The 18,590-nt window shown below is 38.3% G+C and carries 18 protein-coding genes; all 18 read left to right on the forward strand.

What is annotated here, in order from left to right:
- Nucleotides 1–59 precede the first annotated feature (59 nt).
- The 18 genes from C1N55_RS04760 (at nucleotide 60) to C1N55_RS04845 (ending at nucleotide 18,389) form a co-directional block, all read left to right on the forward strand.
- A complete protein-coding gene (locus C1N55_RS04760) occupies nucleotides 60–1,283 on the forward strand; it encodes a glucose-6-phosphate isomerase (RefSeq protein WP_137727752.1) in 1,224 nt (407 codons plus the stop codon).
- 413 nt (nucleotides 1,284–1,696) lie between these two features.
- Nucleotides 1,697–2,071 carry a flagellar protein FlaG gene (locus tag C1N55_RS04765; RefSeq protein WP_137727753.1) on the forward strand — a complete coding sequence of 125 codons (375 nt, stop codon included), beginning with the start codon at nucleotides 1,697–1,699 and terminating at the stop codon, nucleotides 2,069–2,071.
- 15 nt (nucleotides 2,072–2,086) lie between these two features.
- Nucleotides 2,087–3,613 (forward strand): flagellar hook-associated protein 2, encoded by a 1,527-nt coding sequence (locus tag C1N55_RS04770; RefSeq protein WP_137727754.1) that lies wholly within the window; start codon nucleotides 2,087–2,089, stop codon nucleotides 3,611–3,613.
- Between the two features lie 21 nt (nucleotides 3,614–3,634).
- Nucleotides 3,635–3,994: a flagellar protein FliT gene (locus C1N55_RS04775; RefSeq protein ID WP_137727755.1), complete on the forward strand. Its 360-nt coding sequence runs from the start codon at nucleotides 3,635–3,637 to the stop codon at nucleotides 3,992–3,994.
- 101 nt (nucleotides 3,995–4,095) lie between these two features.
- On the forward strand, nucleotides 4,096–4,500 hold the full coding sequence (gene fliS, locus C1N55_RS04780; protein WP_137727756.1) for a flagellar export chaperone FliS: 405 nt from the start codon (nucleotides 4,096–4,098) through the stop codon (nucleotides 4,498–4,500).
- Between the two features lie 303 nt (nucleotides 4,501–4,803).
- Nucleotides 4,804–5,193, forward strand: coding sequence for a PilZ domain-containing protein (locus tag C1N55_RS04785; RefSeq protein ID WP_137727757.1), 390 nt, complete (start codon nucleotides 4,804–4,806; stop codon nucleotides 5,191–5,193).
- 354 nt (nucleotides 5,194–5,547) lie between these two features.
- The gene (gene hpf, locus C1N55_RS04790) at nucleotides 5,548–6,102 is read left to right on the forward strand and encodes a ribosome hibernation-promoting factor, HPF/YfiA family (protein WP_137727758.1); all 555 of its coding nucleotides are present in this window, start codon (nucleotides 5,548–5,550) and stop codon (nucleotides 6,100–6,102) included.
- A 558-nt stretch (nucleotides 6,103–6,660) separates the two neighbouring features.
- Nucleotides 6,661–7,935 carry a group II intron reverse transcriptase/maturase gene (ltrA, locus tag C1N55_RS04795; RefSeq protein ID WP_137727759.1) on the forward strand — a complete coding sequence of 425 codons (1,275 nt, stop codon included), beginning with the start codon at nucleotides 6,661–6,663 and terminating at the stop codon, nucleotides 7,933–7,935.
- A gap of 262 nt (nucleotides 7,936–8,197) precedes the next feature.
- Nucleotides 8,198–8,509, forward strand: coding sequence for a hypothetical protein (locus C1N55_RS04800; RefSeq protein WP_137727760.1), 312 nt, complete (start codon nucleotides 8,198–8,200; stop codon nucleotides 8,507–8,509).
- A 3-nt stretch (nucleotides 8,510–8,512) separates the two neighbouring features.
- Nucleotides 8,513–9,055, forward strand: a complete 543-nt coding sequence (locus C1N55_RS04805; RefSeq protein WP_137727761.1) for a hypothetical protein — start codon at nucleotides 8,513–8,515, stop codon at nucleotides 9,053–9,055.
- A 776-nt stretch (nucleotides 9,056–9,831) separates the two neighbouring features.
- The gene (locus C1N55_RS04810; RefSeq protein ID WP_137727762.1) at nucleotides 9,832–10,638 is read left to right on the forward strand and encodes a Flp pilus assembly protein CpaB; all 807 of its coding nucleotides are present in this window, start codon (nucleotides 9,832–9,834) and stop codon (nucleotides 10,636–10,638) included.
- Between the two features lie 17 nt (nucleotides 10,639–10,655).
- On the forward strand, nucleotides 10,656–11,816 hold the full coding sequence (locus C1N55_RS04815) for a CpaE/TadZ family protein (RefSeq protein WP_137727763.1): 1,161 nt from the start codon (nucleotides 10,656–10,658) through the stop codon (nucleotides 11,814–11,816).
- A 12-nt stretch (nucleotides 11,817–11,828) separates the two neighbouring features.
- On the forward strand, nucleotides 11,829–13,178 hold the full coding sequence (locus tag C1N55_RS04820; RefSeq protein WP_137727764.1) for a TadA family conjugal transfer-associated ATPase: 1,350 nt from the start codon (nucleotides 11,829–11,831) through the stop codon (nucleotides 13,176–13,178).
- On the forward strand, nucleotides 13,175–14,101 hold the full coding sequence (locus tag C1N55_RS04825) for a type II secretion system F family protein (protein ID WP_137727765.1): 927 nt from the start codon (nucleotides 13,175–13,177) through the stop codon (nucleotides 14,099–14,101). Before C1N55_RS04820 ends, C1N55_RS04825 begins: the two co-directional genes overlap by 4 nt.
- A gap of 5 nt (nucleotides 14,102–14,106) precedes the next feature.
- Nucleotides 14,107–15,039 (forward strand): type II secretion system F family protein, encoded by a 933-nt coding sequence (locus tag C1N55_RS04830; RefSeq protein ID WP_137727766.1) that lies wholly within the window; start codon nucleotides 14,107–14,109, stop codon nucleotides 15,037–15,039.
- A gap of 14 nt (nucleotides 15,040–15,053) precedes the next feature.
- Nucleotides 15,054–15,263 carry a hypothetical protein gene (locus tag C1N55_RS04835; protein ID WP_137727767.1) on the forward strand — a complete coding sequence of 70 codons (210 nt, stop codon included), beginning with the start codon at nucleotides 15,054–15,056 and terminating at the stop codon, nucleotides 15,261–15,263.
- An 81-nt stretch (nucleotides 15,264–15,344) separates the two neighbouring features.
- On the forward strand, nucleotides 15,345–16,757 hold the full coding sequence (locus C1N55_RS04840) for a vWA domain-containing protein (protein WP_137727768.1): 1,413 nt from the start codon (nucleotides 15,345–15,347) through the stop codon (nucleotides 16,755–16,757).
- Nucleotides 16,758–16,778: 21 nt separating this feature from the next.
- Nucleotides 16,779–18,389: an ICP22 family protein gene (locus tag C1N55_RS04845; protein ID WP_137727769.1), complete on the forward strand. Its 1,611-nt coding sequence runs from the start codon at nucleotides 16,779–16,781 to the stop codon at nucleotides 18,387–18,389.
- Nucleotides 18,390–18,590 lie beyond the last annotated feature (201 nt).

An 18,590-nucleotide genomic window follows, 5' to 3' on the forward strand; every position in this document is an offset into this window, starting at 1 on the left:
TAATAATTAAATTTTGTAGCTTGCTCCTAAAGAGCAAGCTATTTTCAGGAGTTGGATATATGTTAAAATTACAATCCCATATACACACTCAAATAAAAGATATATCTTTTCCGAATATTAGTCACTACAATCAATGTTCATTTGAAGAATTATTTGACATTGAATCGATTGCCAAAGAAATCAATCAGCGTGCTGAAGTACTCCTTGTAATCGGAGTTGGCGGGTCATTCTTAGGAGCGCGTGCCGTTATTGATGCATTAACACCTTACTTTGCGCCAGATGAATTTGGGGTTGAAGTTATTTATGCAGGTCAAAATATGAGTGGGGCCTATTTACACCAACTTCTTAAATACCTTGATAAAAAAGAAGTCTATGTCAATGTAGTTTCAAAATCAGGAACTACAATGGAGCCTGCACTAGCATTTCGTGTTGTCAAGCAATATATGGAAAAGCGTTATGGTGATGAGTCGAAACAGCGTATTATAGTTACGACAGATGCTGAAAGAGGTGTATTAAAGCAAATTGCTGATAATGAGGGATATAGACGTTTTGTAATCCCTTCTGAGGTTGGGGGACGTTATTCTGTTTTTACAGCAGCAGGTTTATTGCCTATTGCTGCAGCAGGAATTGACATTCAAGCTTTTCTCAATGGTGCAAATCATGCAGAAAAAGATTTTGAGAATGATAATATTGAACACAATGCTGCCTATCAATATGCACTTACTCGATATGAAATGTATAAGAAAGGTTACTCTGTAGAACTTTTAGCTTCATTCGAACCACGTTTAAATAAACTCCACGAATGGTGGAAGCAGTTATTTGGTGAAAGTGAAGGGAAAGAGTACAAGGGGCTGTATCCTTCAACGGTCAATTATTCAACTGACTTACATGCAATTGGGCAGTTTATACAAGAAGGTAGCCGCATTATGTTCGAAACTCTAATTCACTTTGAAGAAGTAGAAGCAGATATGGAAATACCGTTTACTTTTGATGACATGGATGGTTTAAATTATTTGGGTGGACGTTCCATGAATTCCATTAATGCTATATCAAAAGATGGGGTAGCTTTAGCCCATGAAGAAGGCGGAGTACCCGTTGTGAAAATTGTTATGCCAAAGCTTGATGCTTTTCATGTGGGATATTTAATGTTCTTCTTTATGAAAGCCTGTGTCATAAGTGCATCACTGCTCGAGGTCAATCCTTTTGACCAACCAGGTGTTGAAGCATATAAACGTAAAATGGTAGAACTACTTAAGAAAGATGCGGTACTAGTCAATGAGTAAATTTCGCTATGAGTAATGGATTCAGCCTGCGGATCAACTATATATAAATGAATTAAAAACGATTCGATATGAACCTGATATTACAGATAGATTTTACTTCTATTACCAAGTCTAACTTTTTCAAATTAATATTGGAATACGGATCTTGCGTATGCATCCTCCATTTCGGAATAGAGCAGAATTGTAAGTTTCATATAGCAACTGTTGCTGATGTTGAAATGAGCGCCGTTCTAAGGTTGAAGAGATAAATAATGAAGTAAATCCTTGTGAGGCAAATAAACTAAGTACCTTATGTGCTTAGTTTTTTTCGTGTTTTTTAAGACTTCTTATGAAAGGTGAAGAGTTTTTGCCGATATAACAAATAGAAATGGAATCTTATATACGCTCGGTCAAATTCAAGGAGGATGGGGAACATGCGTATTTCACAGCAACAAGCTGCTGATTCTTCAATGACAACAAAAACGTATAAAAGTACAACAATAGAAAAAGTAGAAGAGCAAGGAAGCTTAAATTCTACAAATATGATAAATCAACAGCTTGCGACTAATGAAAAAAATGATGTAAATGAAGAAAAGTTAAAACAAGCAGTGGAATCTTTAAATGAATTTCTCGAAATTAACCATAATTCTTCCAAATTTGTTTATCACGAAGGGTTAGATCGATATTTTGTACAAGTGGTGAATAAAGATACTGAAGAAGTGGTAAAGGAAATTCCACCAAAAAAACTTTTAGATGCATTCTATGAAATGCAAAAAATGGTAGGAATGATTGTAGACGAAAAGATTTAATTGGGAGGTTGACTAATGGTAACACGTGTAGGTGGATTAGCTTCTGGAATGGACATTGACTCAATTGTAGAAAAGTTAATGTCTGCAGAAAAGGCTCCATTAACAAAACTTTATCAACAACAAACAAAATATGAGTGGGAACGAGACGCTTATAGAGAGATTAATACGGCATTAGGCTCATTTGATGATTATTTATTCGATAATTATCGATTATCTAGTAATTTTTATAAAAAAACAGTATCTTCAACGAATAGTGATTTGGTTACAGCAACTGCAACATCTGCAGCTTCTGGCACATTAACTATTGAAGGGGTAACACAATTAGCAACTCCATGGCAAGGTGTTGGTACGACAATAAACAAGTCCTCTGATACAAAAATGAAAGAACTAGGTATAAATGGATCAACAACAATTAGTATAAATTCAATAAAGTCAGATGGTAGTTTAGCATCTAAGGCCGTTGATATCAGTATCAGTGAAACAGATTCGATTAGTGATGTAATAAAACGTATAAATGCTAGTGGAGCTGGTGTATCGGCAATTTTTGAAAAGGGAACACTTTCTATTACTGCAAATAATACGGGTGTAACAGACGACGGAAAATCTGTAGAAATTACAGATTCAAGTAATGTATTAAGAAGCTTAGGATTGGATTTAGCTGATAACACGAATATTACTCAAGCAAAGAACGCAAAATTACAAATTAATGGAATCGCAACAGAGCGTTCATCCAATTCATTTACATTAAACGGATATACAGTATCATTAAAGTCGACCTTCAATAGTAACACACCAGGTGAAACGACTGTAGCACCAGTAACACTTAGTTCATCAACTGACACTGACAACATGGTCGATAAAATCAAAAAATTCGTTGAAACCTACAACGGATTAGTAACAACCATTAACGGTAAATTAAAAGAAACATATAACCGCAATTTTCCACCATTAACTGATGAGCAAAAAGAAGATATGTCAGAAGATGAAATTGAAAAGTGGGAGAAAAAGGCGCAAACGGGTCTTTTGCGAAATGATTCCATTCTCACAAATGGTCTTTACAGTATGAGAAGAACATTTATGGATGCTGTTGGTGGATTAGGGGATGCTACGATTAATTCCCTTGCAGAAATCGGCATTACCACTTCTTCCACTACTTCGGATGGCGGTAAATTAGTTTTAGATGAAGATAAACTTCGAACAGCTATTGAAAAGAATGCCGATCAAGTGGCCTCTATTTTCACAAAAACAGGTACCGCAAAAGATGCTTCAAAAGGGATTACTGAAGATACTCGTGGTATCGCTCAGCGCTTACGTGATGAGTTGAAAAGTTTTACAGGAGAAATTGAAAAAAAAGCAGGTAAAGCTTCAGCAACAAATCAAACTTATACACTTGGTAAACGTTTGGACGAAGTAAAAACGCGAATTGATGCATGGGTAGATAAGCTTGAAGGCATCGAATCACGTTATTGGAAGCAATTCACAGCAATGGAGACTGCCATCAATAAGGCGAACAGTCAATCAAGTTTGTTCTCACAAGCATAATTAATAAAATGGGGCTGAATTATGGATAACACACAAAGACTCTTACAAATTTCAGCTAAACTCTTAAAGCATCTTACCGATATTCCTAAAGGCGAAGATCGTTCTGAATACATCGATGAAATTAATTTAATGTTAGATGAACGTGGGGCTTTAATTGACAAACTAAGTCAAGAAGGTTTTGTGATGGATGCAAATAATAAGATTCATAATACTTTAGCCCAGTTGGACAAGGGTATCCGAGAAAGATTGGACGACGTCATGAAACTTGTAAAGCAGGACATGAAAGACCTACAAAACTCAAAGAAAAATGAAAAGCAATACATGAATCCATATTCTTCTGTTCAGGTGATGGATGGTATGTATTATGATAAGAAAAAATAGTGATATACCCATAAATTACACAAAAATATCAATCGAATTTAGCTATTAAATATCTTAGAATAATAATAGAATGTATCTCTCTCTAAAGGAGTGTCTTAATATTGGCAGCACCAAATTCTGCATTAAATGCATATAAACAAAATAGTGTCACAACTGCCTCGCCAGGTGAACTTACATTAATGCTATATAATGGTTGTCTTAAGTTTTTAACAAAGGCTAAACATGCAATTGACGATAAAAATATACAAGAAAAAAATACAAATATTCAAAAATCGCAAGCAATTATTGCTGAACTGATGTCCACATTAAACATGGATATCGAGATATCAAAGCAAATGCTTCCATTATACCAATATATGAACCGTCGTCTGATCGAAGCCAACATTAAAAACGACACAGCCATCATCGACGAAGTAATCGGCCTAACTACTGAATTCCGTGATACATGGAAGCAAGTGATCAAAATTACACGTCAACAGCAATTTAGTAACGCCCAACAAGTTTAATTACTTTCAGCCTTACATCACCTATCAATTTGATAGGATGTAAGGCTTTCGTTTTTCTAGAAGAGTTAAATTCGTAATTTGGGTAAACCTATTTATATAAATCATGCTGCAAATAGTCCTGGCATACAAAGTTAAAATATGGGAAAAAGTCATATAGACAAGGAATCTGAATTTGATTACCTTGGAGTAAGTAGATTTTTTAGCGGATAGAAAAATATGTGTACTTTGGAGATCCGCATATGAAAATACATCGATTTAGCGCATAGTGGCGACAAATCGTGTTTTTCTAAGGAGGAAACACCTATGCAATTTAAGAGACAAGAAGGGTTTCGTTTTGTATTTAATGAACCCCTTGAAGCAAGTTTTAAGTTAATTGAAGATGGACAGATTGTAAATGCCGATACGAACTTTTCAAGCAAAATATTAGATATTAGTCCTCGTGGCGTGAAAATGTTTGCCGATGCCAACGTTGGGGAATACATAAATAAGGCTAACCTACAAGTGCTATTGCAATTTGTTTTAGATGTTACGACCATTCAAGCGATTGGTGAAATTGTTTGGCGTAAGCCTTTTGGACGTGGGGCTCAGTATGGGATATTGTTTCAAGCACAAGAGAATATTGATGAGCTCATTATTAGCGAGATGAAGCTTCGCCGTAAAAAGGAAGTATTACAGTCTAAACAAAGCCATTAGAAAATAATTCTTTCGACATATTATCATGCATAAATTTTGTTACCGTTAATTTCAAATTAAAGTAGCTCTTCAAACGAGTTAACATAGTGATGTAAATAAATACTAATCATCTTTCAAAAATAAGTTTGTGAATTTTATTTTTCAACTTTGTTAAAAATATGTGAATGAAATTGTCGAAAGATGAAAAAGATTCTCTTGTAGTAGTAGGATTTTTTCAACCTATGGCGAATATATATTTACATAGGTGTTAGAAAAACACAACTCGACTCAAATAGGGCGAGGTGATGTATTTTCTTTTGCGGATATCCTTGAAAACCTATTCGTTCCGATCCGCTAACAAAAGGAGGAGTTTACATGATTAACTTTAACATTCGTGGTGAAAACATTGAGGTAACTCCAGCGATACGCGAGTACGTTGAAAACAAGATTGACAAAATCGAGCGCTATTTCAGTGAAGGCGTGAATGCAAACGCAAATGTGAATTTAAAAGTGTACAACGGTAAGCAAACGAAAGTTGAAGTGACGATTCCTTTAAAAAATGTGACATTGCGTGCAGAAGAACGTCATGATGATATGTATGCAGCGATTGATTTAATCGTTGACAAACTTGAGCGTCAAATCCGAAAGCATAAAACAAAAGTAAATCGTAAATTCCGTGAAGGTACAGGCATCTACTTCGCACAAGAAGCATTTAATGGGTCTGCGGCAACGACTACTGCGGAAGACGAGGAGTTCACAGTCGTACGTACGAAGCAATTCGACCTAAAACCAATGGATCAGGAAGAAGCAATTCTTCAAATGAATCTACTAGGACATGATTTCTTCATCTACACTGATTCTGAATCAGACTTAACAAACATCGTCTATAAACGTCGTGACGGAAAGTATGGCTTAATTGAGACGAATTAAATCTTATATAAAATTAAATACCCAATCAGGCTCTTGCATAGGCAAGGGTCTTTTTTTATGTGTGCCAGGCATGGCAACTATCTAGGTGGTGAAAGTCCACTGTGGGGGTACACATCGACCATCCACTAAGGAAGCGCAAGGTACTTATCGTGAGATAAGGGCTGGAGGAAGCGTGGAATAAAATCTTGACTTGACGAACAGAAATCTGATACCAAGGCTATACAAAGGGATAAGACTCCATAACAAGTCAAAGTCCAAAAGATGTGCGTAACTTTGTAGGGTAAATCAGGCGAGTAGAAGAGGAAAGGTAGTTGTCTTACCCTGGGAGGTCTTGCGGATGTATATAGATACAGTCGAAAACGGTTAGTCGCAAGAAGTCAGCAGAAGCCATAGTAATGACATTTGGTCATGAAGGGCCGAACAATTTATAGTGTTTCAACGCCACAAATGCGTAAGTGACGGACTCCGAATGTGTTAATGGTGAAAGTATGAGCGTATCTCAAATGATAGCCAAAATGGAGATATTACTTACTACGTGAGAGGAAAGGAGAAACGAGTGTGCAACTATTAGAAAAGATACTAAGCAATCGAAATATGAATGAAGCCTACTTACGTGTCTTTAGAAATAAAGGTGCAAGTGGGGTCGATGGAATAACGGTCGATGAACTTAAACAGTATCTGAAAGAAAACAAGGATGAGCTACGTGAGCGCATCAGAACTAGAAAATACCAACCACAAGCTGCCTTACGAGTGGAGATCCCAAAAGAAAATGGTAAGATGCGCAAACTGGGAATACCAACAGTAGTGGATAGGGTCGTTCAACAGGCAATTCATCAAGTACTCAGCCCGATATTTGAAAAAGAGTTTAGTGAATACAGTTACGGTTTCAGACCAAATAGAAGTTGTGAGATGGCAATTATAAAAAGCCTCGAATTTCTGAATGATGGACACGATTGGATAGTGGACATTGACCTTGAAAGATTTTTCGATACAGTCAACCATGATAAACTAATGCGAATTATATCCAATACAATCGTTGATGGAGACGTCATTTCTTTAATAAGAAAATACTTGGTCAGTGGGGTCATGGTAAAGGGTACATATGAAGAAACACCAATTGGAACTCCGCAAGGAGGAAACCTCAGCCCACTGTTAAGTAACATAATGTTGAATGAACTGGACAAGGAACTAGAAAGTAGAGGGCTTCAATTCGTGAGATATGCGGATGACGCCCTTATCTTCGTAAAGAGCGAGAAATCTGCAAATCGAGTGATGGAATCAGTCGTGAAGTTTATAGAGAAGAAATTAGGGTTGATAGTCAATGCAGAAAAGAGTAAAATCGCTCGTCCAAAAGATTTGAAATTCTTGGGGTTTGGATATTATTACGATTCAAAATACAAGAAATATCAAGTTCGACCACATCCAATGTCAGTACAGAAATTTAAAAGGAAACTTCGGCAACTAACTAAGCGAAACTGGAGCATTCCGTTAGACTACCGAATATTGAAACTAAAACAAGTAATATTTGGTTGGGTAAATTACTTTAGAACTGCAAACATGAAAACGGCTATGCGTGAAATTGATATGAAACTACGCTCAAGAATAAGGGTAATTATTTGGAAACAATGGAAGGTACCAAGAAAACAGATTCGGTCGCTAATCCAATTAGGGATACCCGAAGAAGAAGCCAAAGGCTTAACATTCTGTAGGAAAGGTTATCGATTTATCGGATTATCGAAAGTTGTTCAAAGAGCAATGTCTAATAAAAGACTAGAACAGAGGGGAATACCCTCTGCTCTTGAACGTTACTTAGAAGTACACACTGTAATATAAATTGAAACGCCGTATACGAGACCCGTACGTACGGTGTTGTGAGAGGGGCGAAAATAAGTTAATTTATTTTCCCTCTACTCGATTTTTATCACAAAGTATTCCATATAGATGTACTTTACATGGATTGCGATTAAATGACCATACTGAATAAGCATGAACTCACTTTTAATCGATTGAACTATTTTTACTGCTAAATTTATTGAGGAATTTTGAATTTATTTGGAGTAAGTAAATTCCTTGCCATTTAAAAAGGAGGGTTGAAATGGCCATCATATTGAAGTGGATTTCTGGTGGTTTAGAAGCGTTATTAGGAATCCCTATTCTTGGTGGGACGATCATCATTGCTTTAGCTTATATTCCTTTACTTGTCATGCTCGTAATTCATATTGCCACTTTGATTGTTTGTAAGCAAGAAGACAAAAGTAAAGTGGGCAGTATTTTAGGAATTATCACGAATGTTCTAGCGTGGATTCCTTTTTTAGGGATGGCAATGCATATCATCACCGCTGTAATTTTATTGGTATCTGCTTATCAAGATGGAAAAAGAAGTCAATTAGAGAATGAAGGAGTGTAATAAATGAAGAAAATGTTGTTATTCGTATCAATCATCGGGGCTATGTTCCTTGCAGCTTGTGGAGGAGATGATGAAACAGCAATTGACTCGACCGTAGAAACAAATGAAGAGCAAACTGCAGAGGACACGGCAACAGAAACAGAAGGTACGGAAGAAGCAGCCCCAGCAGCAGAGGAAGAAGTATCGGAAGTTGTTGTAGATGATGAAAACGTAACGATTACGTATCAAGGAACTTCAACTTCTGAGGATGACATCTTTGGAAAAGAGGCAAACATTAAGTTACAAATTGTGAACAAAATGGGCCATTCCATCGAAGTTCAATCAAGAGAACTTTCGACCGATAATGTAATGGTTGATGAAACACTGATTGCTTATTCAGAAACAATCGCTGCAGGAAAAACAGCAAACACAAGCATCAGTATTACAGAATTTGAAGGATATGACTTCCCTACAATTAATGAAAACATCGAGCTTACCCTCATCGTCATGAACGGTGATACATGGGATACAGTAGCTGAATACCCAGTAAGCATTTCGGTTAAATAAAATGGCATGGCTTTCAATAAAACGCACAAATGCTAATCATCATAAGCAATTGTGCGTTTCTATTTTAAAAAAAGGTGATGAAACACTTTCTCATCAGTGATTTCACTTGGAATTTGCCACGAGGGGGATAAAGTACTTTTAGGTGAATATTTCATTGAAAAAGTACTTCATAAGAGATGAACTGCATTCTTGAGATAAGTCGATTGAATATGAACTTCTTCCTCAAGGCAAATCATATCAGAGATGTCCTTCACCAAATAGACGAACCACTTTCACCCCTCATTTCATAAAATTGCTTAATCTTATTCTCATTCACACTCCATCCCATGGGCACAACCAATGACAAAAAAATTCATCCATTATCAACCTCTCTCAACCCCAAGTATTTTGAACCTATTTATCTTCAATTCGAACTACCTGAAAAACTAAAAAAATCCGGAAAATCGTACTATTTTCATAGTGTTGTTGGTTAGAATATGTCCTCCGTCCCCAATTAACAAATAGTTCGACAAAATCCAACAAGAAACTCAGAAAAAATCAATTCTATATTCTAGAAATCAAAACTATCCGCTCATGCCTATATATCTATGAAAATTTATGTGAAATTCCACCTACCTTTGACAACTTTTGTTACTTATTTATACTAAAAACTGTAAAAAAGTGTTTTATTAACAGATTAGAAACTTACATTTCTCTAATCTCCAAAAGAACAATAAGGGCATATCCAAATGCCAAGATATCTTAAAAAATTAGTGAATTAGAAGGTAGGAGAATTTGTGTTAGAAGCAAAACGACGTGCAGCCATTTTTCTTTTACTAGCCTTTATCTTAGCGGCGGTTGCTGGCTATTTAGTTTTGGAAAAGGTCAAGCAACTGAATGCAGAGCTAGGAGGAATGGTTGAAATTTATGTTTCCAATGGCGATATCCCTGCTAGAACATTACTTCATGAGAGTCAATTAACAAAAATGGAAATTCCTCAAAAATTCCTAACAGCATCCCATATTACTGATAAAAATGACATACTCGGCCAAGTATCGGTTGTTCCGTTAAAGGAAGGTGATATCATTACGGACAATATGCTCAAGAGCTATTCCAATCTGCAAGATGAAAATAATCGTCTTGTTGCCTTGTATCGAACAGATAAAATCCAGTTTGACCAAGAAATCGCAGCATTGGATCGTGTTGATATTATCGTGTCTCTTGAAGAAGAAGGTAAAAAGAGTACTGAGCTATTCATGAAAGATGTAGCTGTTGCCTTTGCACAGGGGACTGGCGAGAATTTCGCCGGGATTGGTGTAGAAGTTTCTTCAGAGGACGCAACAAAGCTGATTCATATGGAAAATTATGCAGAATACATACGTGTGCTAAAGGCGAATGTTGGGCAGGATGTTGAAGTTTCAGAGGTGGAAGAAAAGCCGGCTTCGGTAGGCAAAGAGGAAGCACCAGCTGAATCGACTGAAACACAAACTGAAACAAAAACTGAAGATAAACCAAATACACCTACTGATCCTAAATCGCAAACGAATACTGAAGAAGCTCCAGCCTCAAATACGAACGCAAAAACTTCAGAAGGAAATTCGTAAGGGAGGGGGAGTCAAATATGGAGTCAAAGTTAAACTTATTAATCGTTAGTGACGATCAGGTACTTCGTCAGCAGCTCCAAACAATCGCTGAAAATACAGAAGAAAATGTGCTAGCTGCTACAACTGCAGATGCGATTCGAGAAATGAATCGTGAAACGAGAGATATTGTCATTATGACACAGCCTGAAACGGATATTGCCATTGACCTTGTTCAATCAATGAAGCAAATCAATCGATCGGTGTTAATCATTTTTATCGCAGAGCGAACAGACTTTGTTTTATTGCGGAACATGATGCGTGCAGGAGTGGATGAATTTTTTGTTTTCCCTGAAGAAACCTCGCTCTTTACAAGTCGTTTCCCAACAACTGTAAAGAATTACGGCATTTCCAAAAATTCCAGGGAAACAGAATCTTCCATTTCCTTTGGTCGGGGACGAGGGCAAATTTTCTCCTTCTACAGTGGAAAAGGTGGCAGTGGGAAATCAGTGATTTCGTCCGTTCTAGCGCAGACATTAAAGCTGGAGTCTACTGCTGAAGTAATACTGATTGATTTAAACGGCCAATATGGCGGCGTGGAATCCATGTTTTCGATAGAGGCAAACCGCTCCGTGGCGGATCTTTTACCTGTAATTGAGGAACTAAACGAAAGTCATATCCGAAATGTATCCAAAACCGAGCAGCATTCAAAGCTCGAAATTCTAGTTAGTCCGATTGATGCGGAAGTGGCTGAGACTCTAGGCGAAGAGTTTGTGGCAAAGCTGCTTAGGACATCTCGAAGGGCATTTGATTATGTGATTATTGATTTGCCTACTTCATTGAATGGCTCGGTGATTACGGCGATGGAGGAGTCAGATAAGATTTTTTATGTGCTCACTCCAGATACGCCGGCACTGCGCGTTTTAAAGCATTATGAAGAATTAGCGTCACGTATTGGTATGAATTTGATGGGGAAAATGGAAGTCATCCTAAACTTCATTGCCAAAGAAAATGAAGTTCAGGAAAAGGATTTAAAGAATGTGCTAAGATACCCGATTGCGGCAGCCCTCAGGAAGGATATTAAGGGGTTGCAGCCTTTTGTAAACAAGGGAGAACCGGTTCGAAAAGTGGTAAAGGAAAGAAAGCTGATTCCTTTTGCCAAGGACATACGGAAGTTTTCTCGGGAAATTTTAAAACCATAAGGGGGTATCGTAATGGCTTCTATTTTTGAAAGAAGAAAAGAATTAGCTTCACAAAAAAAGACTGTTTCCTATCAATACGATAACCATCTTGTAGATGAACTAGTTGAACACTATAAAGCTCGTCTACTTCGTGATACCAATTTAGAGGCATTAACACAGCTTTCGCAGGGTGAAATGAGACTAAAAATCGAGCAATATGTATCCCAATTTATGTCTGAGGAACGTGTGGTCATTTCCCGCCACGACAAGGAGCTTCTCGTTACAAGAATTTTGGATGAGTCGGTCGGTTTGGGGCCACTAGAACCATTGATAAATGACCCAACGATTACGGAGATCCTGATAAATGGCTATAACGAGGTGCATGTTGAACGAAAAGGGAAGCTGGAGCAAGTGAATATCACTTTTCGGGACGATGAGCATGTTCGCCATATTGTGGATCGAATCGTTGCACCACTTGGGCGGCGAATTGATGAAAGCTCCCCAATGGTAGATGCCCGCTTACCGGATGGAAGTCGTGTAAATGCGGTAATTCCACCGATTAGCTTAAATGGGACACTTGTTTCGATTCGAAAATTTCGAGCAGAGCCATTCCAAATGGATGATTTACTCGAATTTAGCTCACTGGATGAAAATATGGCTTACTTTATTGACTGTGTTGTAAAGGCGAAGATGAATATGCTGATTTCTGGTGGTACTGGTTCAGGGAAAACGACGCTATTGAATGTTGCGGCAAGCTCGATCCCATTATTTGAACGTGTCATTACTATTGAGGATTCTGCGGAGCTTCGACTAAATCGTTCGAACGTTGTCGGGATGGAGGCTCGTCCTGCAAACGTTGAGGGGAAAGGTGAAATCACTATTCGGAATCTGGTGCGAAATGCACTTCGGATGCGCCCTGATCGTATTATCGTAGGGGAGGTTCGTAGTGGAGAAGCATTCGACATGCTTCAAGCAATGAATACAGGTCATGAAGGCTCCATTACAACGGTCCATGCCAATACACCAGACGATGCATTAAGACGTGTTGAATCCATGGTTATCATGGCGGGGATGGACCTCCCATCCTCCATTATTCGTGAATTCATCGTTGGGGCATTGGACATCATTATTCAAGCAACGAGATTAACAGATGGTACACGTAAAATTGTTTCAATTTCGGAAGTGCAAAAGCATGAGGATGGTACAAACGAAATGGTTGAAATTTTCACCTTTAAACGAATCGGGATGTCACCTGATGGAGATGTCATTGGTTATTTTACTCCAACAGGAAGAAAGCCGAAATGTCTGGATCGAATTCGAATGTTTGGGATTGAAATCTCAGAATCGATGTTTAGACCCCAGCAGCAGGAGGTGATTATATGACAACCGCTGCTGTTGCTTTCGGTGCAGTCCTTTTGCTCATCTTTGGAATCTATAATCTACTAGGCTATCGAAAAGAAAAGAAGGAATGGAGAAAGAAGACTCACCAGTTTTATCGTGAAGGGGAAAAGAGAAAAAGTGTCATCGTTTTATGGGGAACAAAGTTTGACCAAACCGAAACCGCAAAGGAAATGGAAGGTAAATTACAGGATGCCAATATCCCTTTTACCCCATCGGAATTTTGCGGGGCGCTAATCGTTTCCTATATGGGAATTTTGTTTGTTCTCGTAAACTTTTTCAATGTCCCTCCTTTAATTGGATTGGTGCTGTCTCTTCTGTTACTTGAGGCAGGAAGAAGAATTCTATTCAAGCTAAGAAAAGATCGGAGAAGACAAATCCTTGTCGACCAATTGCCTGATATTTGCCGTCTTCTCGCTAATTCAACGAGGTCAGGTATGACGTTAAATCAAGGCATTCAATTAGTGGCAAAGGAAATGGCGGAACCAGCAAAAAGTGAATTTAAAAATCTAGCTCACGAATTATCTTTGGGAATTGATTTTGGGAGTGCCATCCGAGCATTGGAAAAACGAATCGACAATAAGGAATTTCATCTATTTACCGCAACCTTACTCATTCAAAAACGTGCAGGTGGGAATTTATATGCCGTATTAGATGAAATGAGTCAAACACTCGATGACCGGAAGCTTCTCAAGCAAGAGATCAAAACAATGACAGCAGAGCATAAATATATTGCTTATATTGTCCCGATCATTCCAATCTTCCTTGTCCTGATGATGAATAATGTAGTGGATGGGTTCCTGGATGCACTGTTTTCAGGGATTGGATTAATATTATTTGCGATATTTGTATTAGGAACTGTCGCTACGTTTTTCATTATCAATAAGATTACAAATATTAGGGTGTGACAAAAATGGATGGAATTATAGCTATCACCGTAATCCTTACCGTTTTCTTTTTTGGGGTATCACTTAGGGCAGTCTATGTATATCTCACAAAGCATCGCGAACTGAAAACAACTGTATCCGACACCTTATATGTATTTGATGGTTTTCAAAAGAAAGAAAGTCGGAGGGAAAAGTTTTTAGCGAAGATGCTGCATTTTGCAGATGATTTTTCAGACCTTGGTCAGCGTATTAACTTCTTTAGTGAAAATGGGGATGTGAAGAAGTGGATCATTCAAGCAGGTTATCCATATGGCATTACAGTTGAGAGATTCCAAGGTTTGAAGATTTTCCTGCTTATTATCGGTGTCATGGTTGGTGGAATCCTGCTTTTGCTGAGATTTCCGTTCTCACAGTTTTTGGTCATTCTTTTGCCCATCGCTGGATTTGCGAGTAGTATCCTTTGGATTCGTTCGAAAGCAAAAGCGCGACAGGCAGAAATTTCGTACCAGCTGCCGGATTTTCTCGACACCATGAGTGTGACATTACAAGCAGGGGTTGGGTTACCGCAAGCTTTAAGGGATATTGTCCCTTATTTTGTGGGACCCATAAAAGAAGAATTTGAACGATTTCTTCAAGAAATTAGTGTCGGTGTACCGCGTGTGGAGGCCTACAGATTATTGCTTGAACGAAATGAATCAAAAGAATTTCAGATTTTAATCAAGTCTTTAATACAGGGAGAGCGACTGGGTGTTCCAATTGCAGCCTCCTTTAAACAGCAAGCTGAGGAAATGAGAAAGCTGAAGAAAGAGATGATCAAGGAAAAAGCCGCCAAAGCATCACCGAAAGTGACGCTGGTAACGACTTTCCTTATTTTACCTTCATCCCTCATTTTAATAGGCGGGCTGATGATCATTAATATGTTTAACCAAAATAGTGGGATTTTCGATTTACTTAAATAAAAGGAGAGAAAAAAATGAGAGAGTACATGCAAATTTTATTATTAACTTTAGTATCGCCGGTGAAAAATGAAAAAGGTGCACAATCGTTAGAATGGCTAGGTTTAGCTGCATTATTGATTTTAGTTTTAGGGATTATCTCGACAGCTGTTAGTGGTCAATCTGGATCGATTACATCTCTAATCGGAAGTATTATTTCGAAAATTAGTGGAATGGTAGGATCTTGATTTATAAGATTTAGCATTTCTCGAACTGACTGAATCTGACACGAACAGTAAGGTGTCCTTATAAAGTGGGAGTTGAAAACAATGCAAAATCGATTGAGCATACTATCCATTCTATTATTACTACTTCTTTTAGCTGGTTGTAGCAACAATGAAACGGAAAAAGCAGAGGCACAAAAACAAGAAACAACTCAAACAGAAGAAAGTCCAGAGACAGAAGTTGAAGAGCAAACTGTTGAGGTGGAGGAAAACAAAGATTCAAATGAAGAGAAAGTTGTTGGTCCTTCACTTCCAACTAGCTTAGAAGAGTTAGAGCTTCTACCTTCAGGCTATACGGAATACATTAGTACGCTTGAAGAGGAAGGAAGACAACTAACGAATGAATTGACTAAAAATCTTCCAGATATTTCTGGCAATCCAACAAATGAAGAATTAGATCTTTACTATGAAGCGATTCTATCAATCTTTCAACAAGATTACGTAGGGCCGGGTGAATTGATTGAAACTATGAAATTCCAATCAATTGGTAATCCAGAGATTGAAGATTCCCGCTACCAGTTTAAGGAGAACTTAAATGTAATGGTGATTTTAGATGCCTCGGGTAGTATGGCAAATTACGAGGGGAGTGTAACTCGTATGGATGCCGCTAAAAAAGCGATCACTGAATTCGTAAAGGGTTTACCTGAGAATGCTAATGTCGGTTTGCGAATTTACGGCCATGAAGGCTCAGGGAAAAATGAGGATAAGGCATTATCGTGTAGTAGTAGTGAGTTAGTTTATCCTTTAAGCAATTATAATGCAGCAAACTTTGAACAGTCGCTGACAAAAGTACAGCCAGCTGGTTGGACTCCAATTGGTTTTGCTCTAAGTGAAGCCCAAAAGGATTTAGCTTCATTTAAAGGCGATTCAAATACAAATATTGTTTATTTAGTAAGTGACGGGATTTCGACCTGTGAAGATGATCCAGTTGGAACAGCCAAATCTCTTTATGATTCGGACATTACCCCAATCGTAAATGTGATTGGTTTTAATGTTGACCAAGAAGGACAAAAACAATTACAGGAGATTGCCAATGCAACAGAAGGTACTTATCAAAATGTAAAAGATGCACAAGGTCTTCAAGATCAACTAAATGAAGCTAGTAAAATTGCGGAAAAATGGGTGCAATGGAAAACCTCCCAAGAAGGTTGGTTGGATTTTTATAAAGTAGATAATTGGCTAGATATCTTTTCTTATCATAGTAAGGAATTTAGAAAATGGATTGATGAAGGGCAGGCAGTTGGTTTTACACTTACGTATTTATATCAACATGAAGATAAGATGTCCAAAGAGTCCCATGATTATTTAAAACAGAAGAATACCGAATATCATGATTGGATTGAAGAGCAATACGCAATCCTTCGAAAAGATCTAGAAGCCATGAATGAAATGAATTATAACGAAGCAGTAAAAGAACTTGAGAATAAATATCTAAATAACATAAGTAACACACCTTAAAAATGGAAGTGAGGTGAAAGTGTGAAAGGAAGTAACTTTCGCAGAGTATTTGCAATCTTCATGATTGCGTTTATGTTGTTCTGGTCAGCCTTGCCTTCTATTAGTATGGCGTTTTTCATTACGCCGGGTAATGCGATTACTCCGGGTGAAGCAATTACCGGAGGAAAGCCCATTACTGGTGGGCAGTTCATCATTCCAGGTCAAGTGATTACACCAGGTAATCCTTATCAAGGTGGGCCATTCCTGCAAGGTGGAGATGCTGCTGTTTCAGGTCAGCCAATCATTCCCCCTTACCAAAGCAGTAATGGTCAATGGATAATTCCGAATGTTGCTGGTTCTTTGCCAATTAATAACCCTATCGTAACTGGTGGGGCTATGACAGGAGGAGAAGGTCCTTCTGGAGGGCAAGCGGTTAATGGAGGAAATGCCACTCAAGGTGGAGAAGGCCCAACAGGCGGTAATGCTGTAAATGGTGGCGATGGTACCTCACCAGGGGATTCACTAACTGGGGGAAACCCTGCTCAGGGTGGTGACGGCCTAACTGGAGGAAATCCTGCCCAAGGTGGCGATGGCCCAACTGGTGGTGAAGGACTGACAGGAGGAGATCCAACACAAGGAGGCGAAGGACCGACTGGTGGTGAAGGACTGACAGGAGGAGATCCAACTCAAGGAGGAGAAGGTCCAACTGGTGGGAACAACCCAACAGGAGGGGATCCTGCACAGGGTGGAGAAGGGCCGAGCGGTGGGAACTCTCCTGAAGGAAATGGAACAAGTGGAAACCTATTAGATACAATGATTCCCACAGCGGATACAACTAGAGGACCCCTTGGAGTAATTGCTGGAGCTTTACAGGATGGAAATCGATTTATTACATCTTTTGGGAAAAATCTAGTTGAAGGTCTTACGGCAACCTATGCCGGATATAAATTTACTGAATTAGCTTCAGGAAATTATAGGGTAGTCAGTAATCGAACGGTTCAAAATCCTGTTTTAAATTATTTTTATGATAGCTTTAAAAAATATGACTTAGGCGGTCGACAAGCATATATGCCGGTTGGAGGAGCCAATCCACGCCCGCATAAAATTGATAGTTTCTTTACAAGCAAGAATTTAAGTAATTGGAGCACACCTTCAAGTTTTATAAAAACAACATGGAGTAGCTTGAAAACAGGTTTGAATGAAAGCTTTAATATTTTTTCAAAGAAATTTTACGCTCCATCTAATATGATGAAACTAAATGGACCTGTAAATATCATCGCTTCGGCTTTCAACAGTGTTTATGATTATGGCTGGGGTGAAAAATCGAGTCAAGGAATATTATCTTCTAATTTTGCCGCGGATTTAACTGTTGACCTTGCAGTAGGTGCTGGTACAACAGCTCTATCAAGTGTTCTTTCCAGTGCTGTAGGAGGTGCCGTAGCAGGTTCTGCATTTCCTGGTGTAGGAACAGCTGTAGGTGCGGTTGTTGGCTTAGGTGTAGGATTGGTTTCAACTTATCTCATAAATGGTACAGAACCAGGACGAAAGGCGAAACAATGGGTTAGCGATAAGTTAAGTAGAGGTTATCGCAAGGTAGCTGAAGGAGCAAAAGGATTATTTAATGGGGCTAAAAAGCTCTTTGGATTCGGATAAGTTTTTTCTAATACGGATGTGTTTATTCATTCCTAACCATGGGGATGAATGGTCAAAACTATGTTTGTTCATGATTATTTACTCTTCAATCAGAGGGGCTTCCCCCACTGATTGAAGAGTCTATGCAGCATCTGGCAAAAGCGTTAGACTTCAGCGCATATGTAAGATTGCTGACGTAAATTTAGATTAATTGCAACTACA

Origin of the sequence: Lysinibacillus sp. SGAir0095, assembly GCF_005491425.1 — a bacterium.
Taxonomy (GTDB): domain Bacteria; phylum Bacillota; class Bacilli; order Bacillales_A; family Planococcaceae; genus Ureibacillus.

Excerpts from the sequence above, each read along its gene's own strand:
- C1N55_RS04830 (WP_137727766.1), top strand. The coding sequence starts at position 14,107 with ATGGATGGAATTATAGCTATCACCGTAATCCTTACCGTTTTCTTTTTT.
- C1N55_RS04815 (WP_137727763.1), top strand. The coding sequence starts at position 10,656 with ATGGAGTCAAAGTTAAACTTATTAATCGTTAGTGACGATCAGGTACTT.
- C1N55_RS04765 (WP_137727753.1), top strand. The coding sequence starts at position 1,697 with ATGCGTATTTCACAGCAACAAGCTGCTGATTCTTCAATGACAACAAAA.
- C1N55_RS04785 (WP_137727757.1), top strand. The coding sequence starts at position 4,804 with ATGCAATTTAAGAGACAAGAAGGGTTTCGTTTTGTATTTAATGAACCC.
- C1N55_RS04835 (WP_137727767.1), top strand. The coding sequence starts at position 15,054 with ATGAGAGAGTACATGCAAATTTTATTATTAACTTTAGTATCGCCGGTG.
- C1N55_RS04820 (WP_137727764.1), top strand. The coding sequence starts at position 11,829 with ATGGCTTCTATTTTTGAAAGAAGAAAAGAATTAGCTTCACAAAAAAAG.
- C1N55_RS04800 (WP_137727760.1), top strand. The coding sequence starts at position 8,198 with ATGGCCATCATATTGAAGTGGATTTCTGGTGGTTTAGAAGCGTTATTA.
- C1N55_RS04840 (WP_137727768.1), top strand. The coding sequence starts at position 15,345 with ATGCAAAATCGATTGAGCATACTATCCATTCTATTATTACTACTTCTT.
- C1N55_RS04760 (WP_137727752.1), top strand. The coding sequence starts at position 60 with ATGTTAAAATTACAATCCCATATACACACTCAAATAAAAGATATATCT.
- C1N55_RS04770 (WP_137727754.1), top strand. The coding sequence starts at position 2,087 with ATGGTAACACGTGTAGGTGGATTAGCTTCTGGAATGGACATTGACTCA.
- hpf (WP_137727758.1), top strand. The coding sequence starts at position 5,548 with ATGATTAACTTTAACATTCGTGGTGAAAACATTGAGGTAACTCCAGCG.
- C1N55_RS04775 (WP_137727755.1), top strand. The coding sequence starts at position 3,635 with ATGGATAACACACAAAGACTCTTACAAATTTCAGCTAAACTCTTAAAG.
- C1N55_RS04805 (WP_137727761.1), top strand. The coding sequence starts at position 8,513 with ATGAAGAAAATGTTGTTATTCGTATCAATCATCGGGGCTATGTTCCTT.
- C1N55_RS04825 (WP_137727765.1), top strand. The coding sequence starts at position 13,175 with ATGACAACCGCTGCTGTTGCTTTCGGTGCAGTCCTTTTGCTCATCTTT.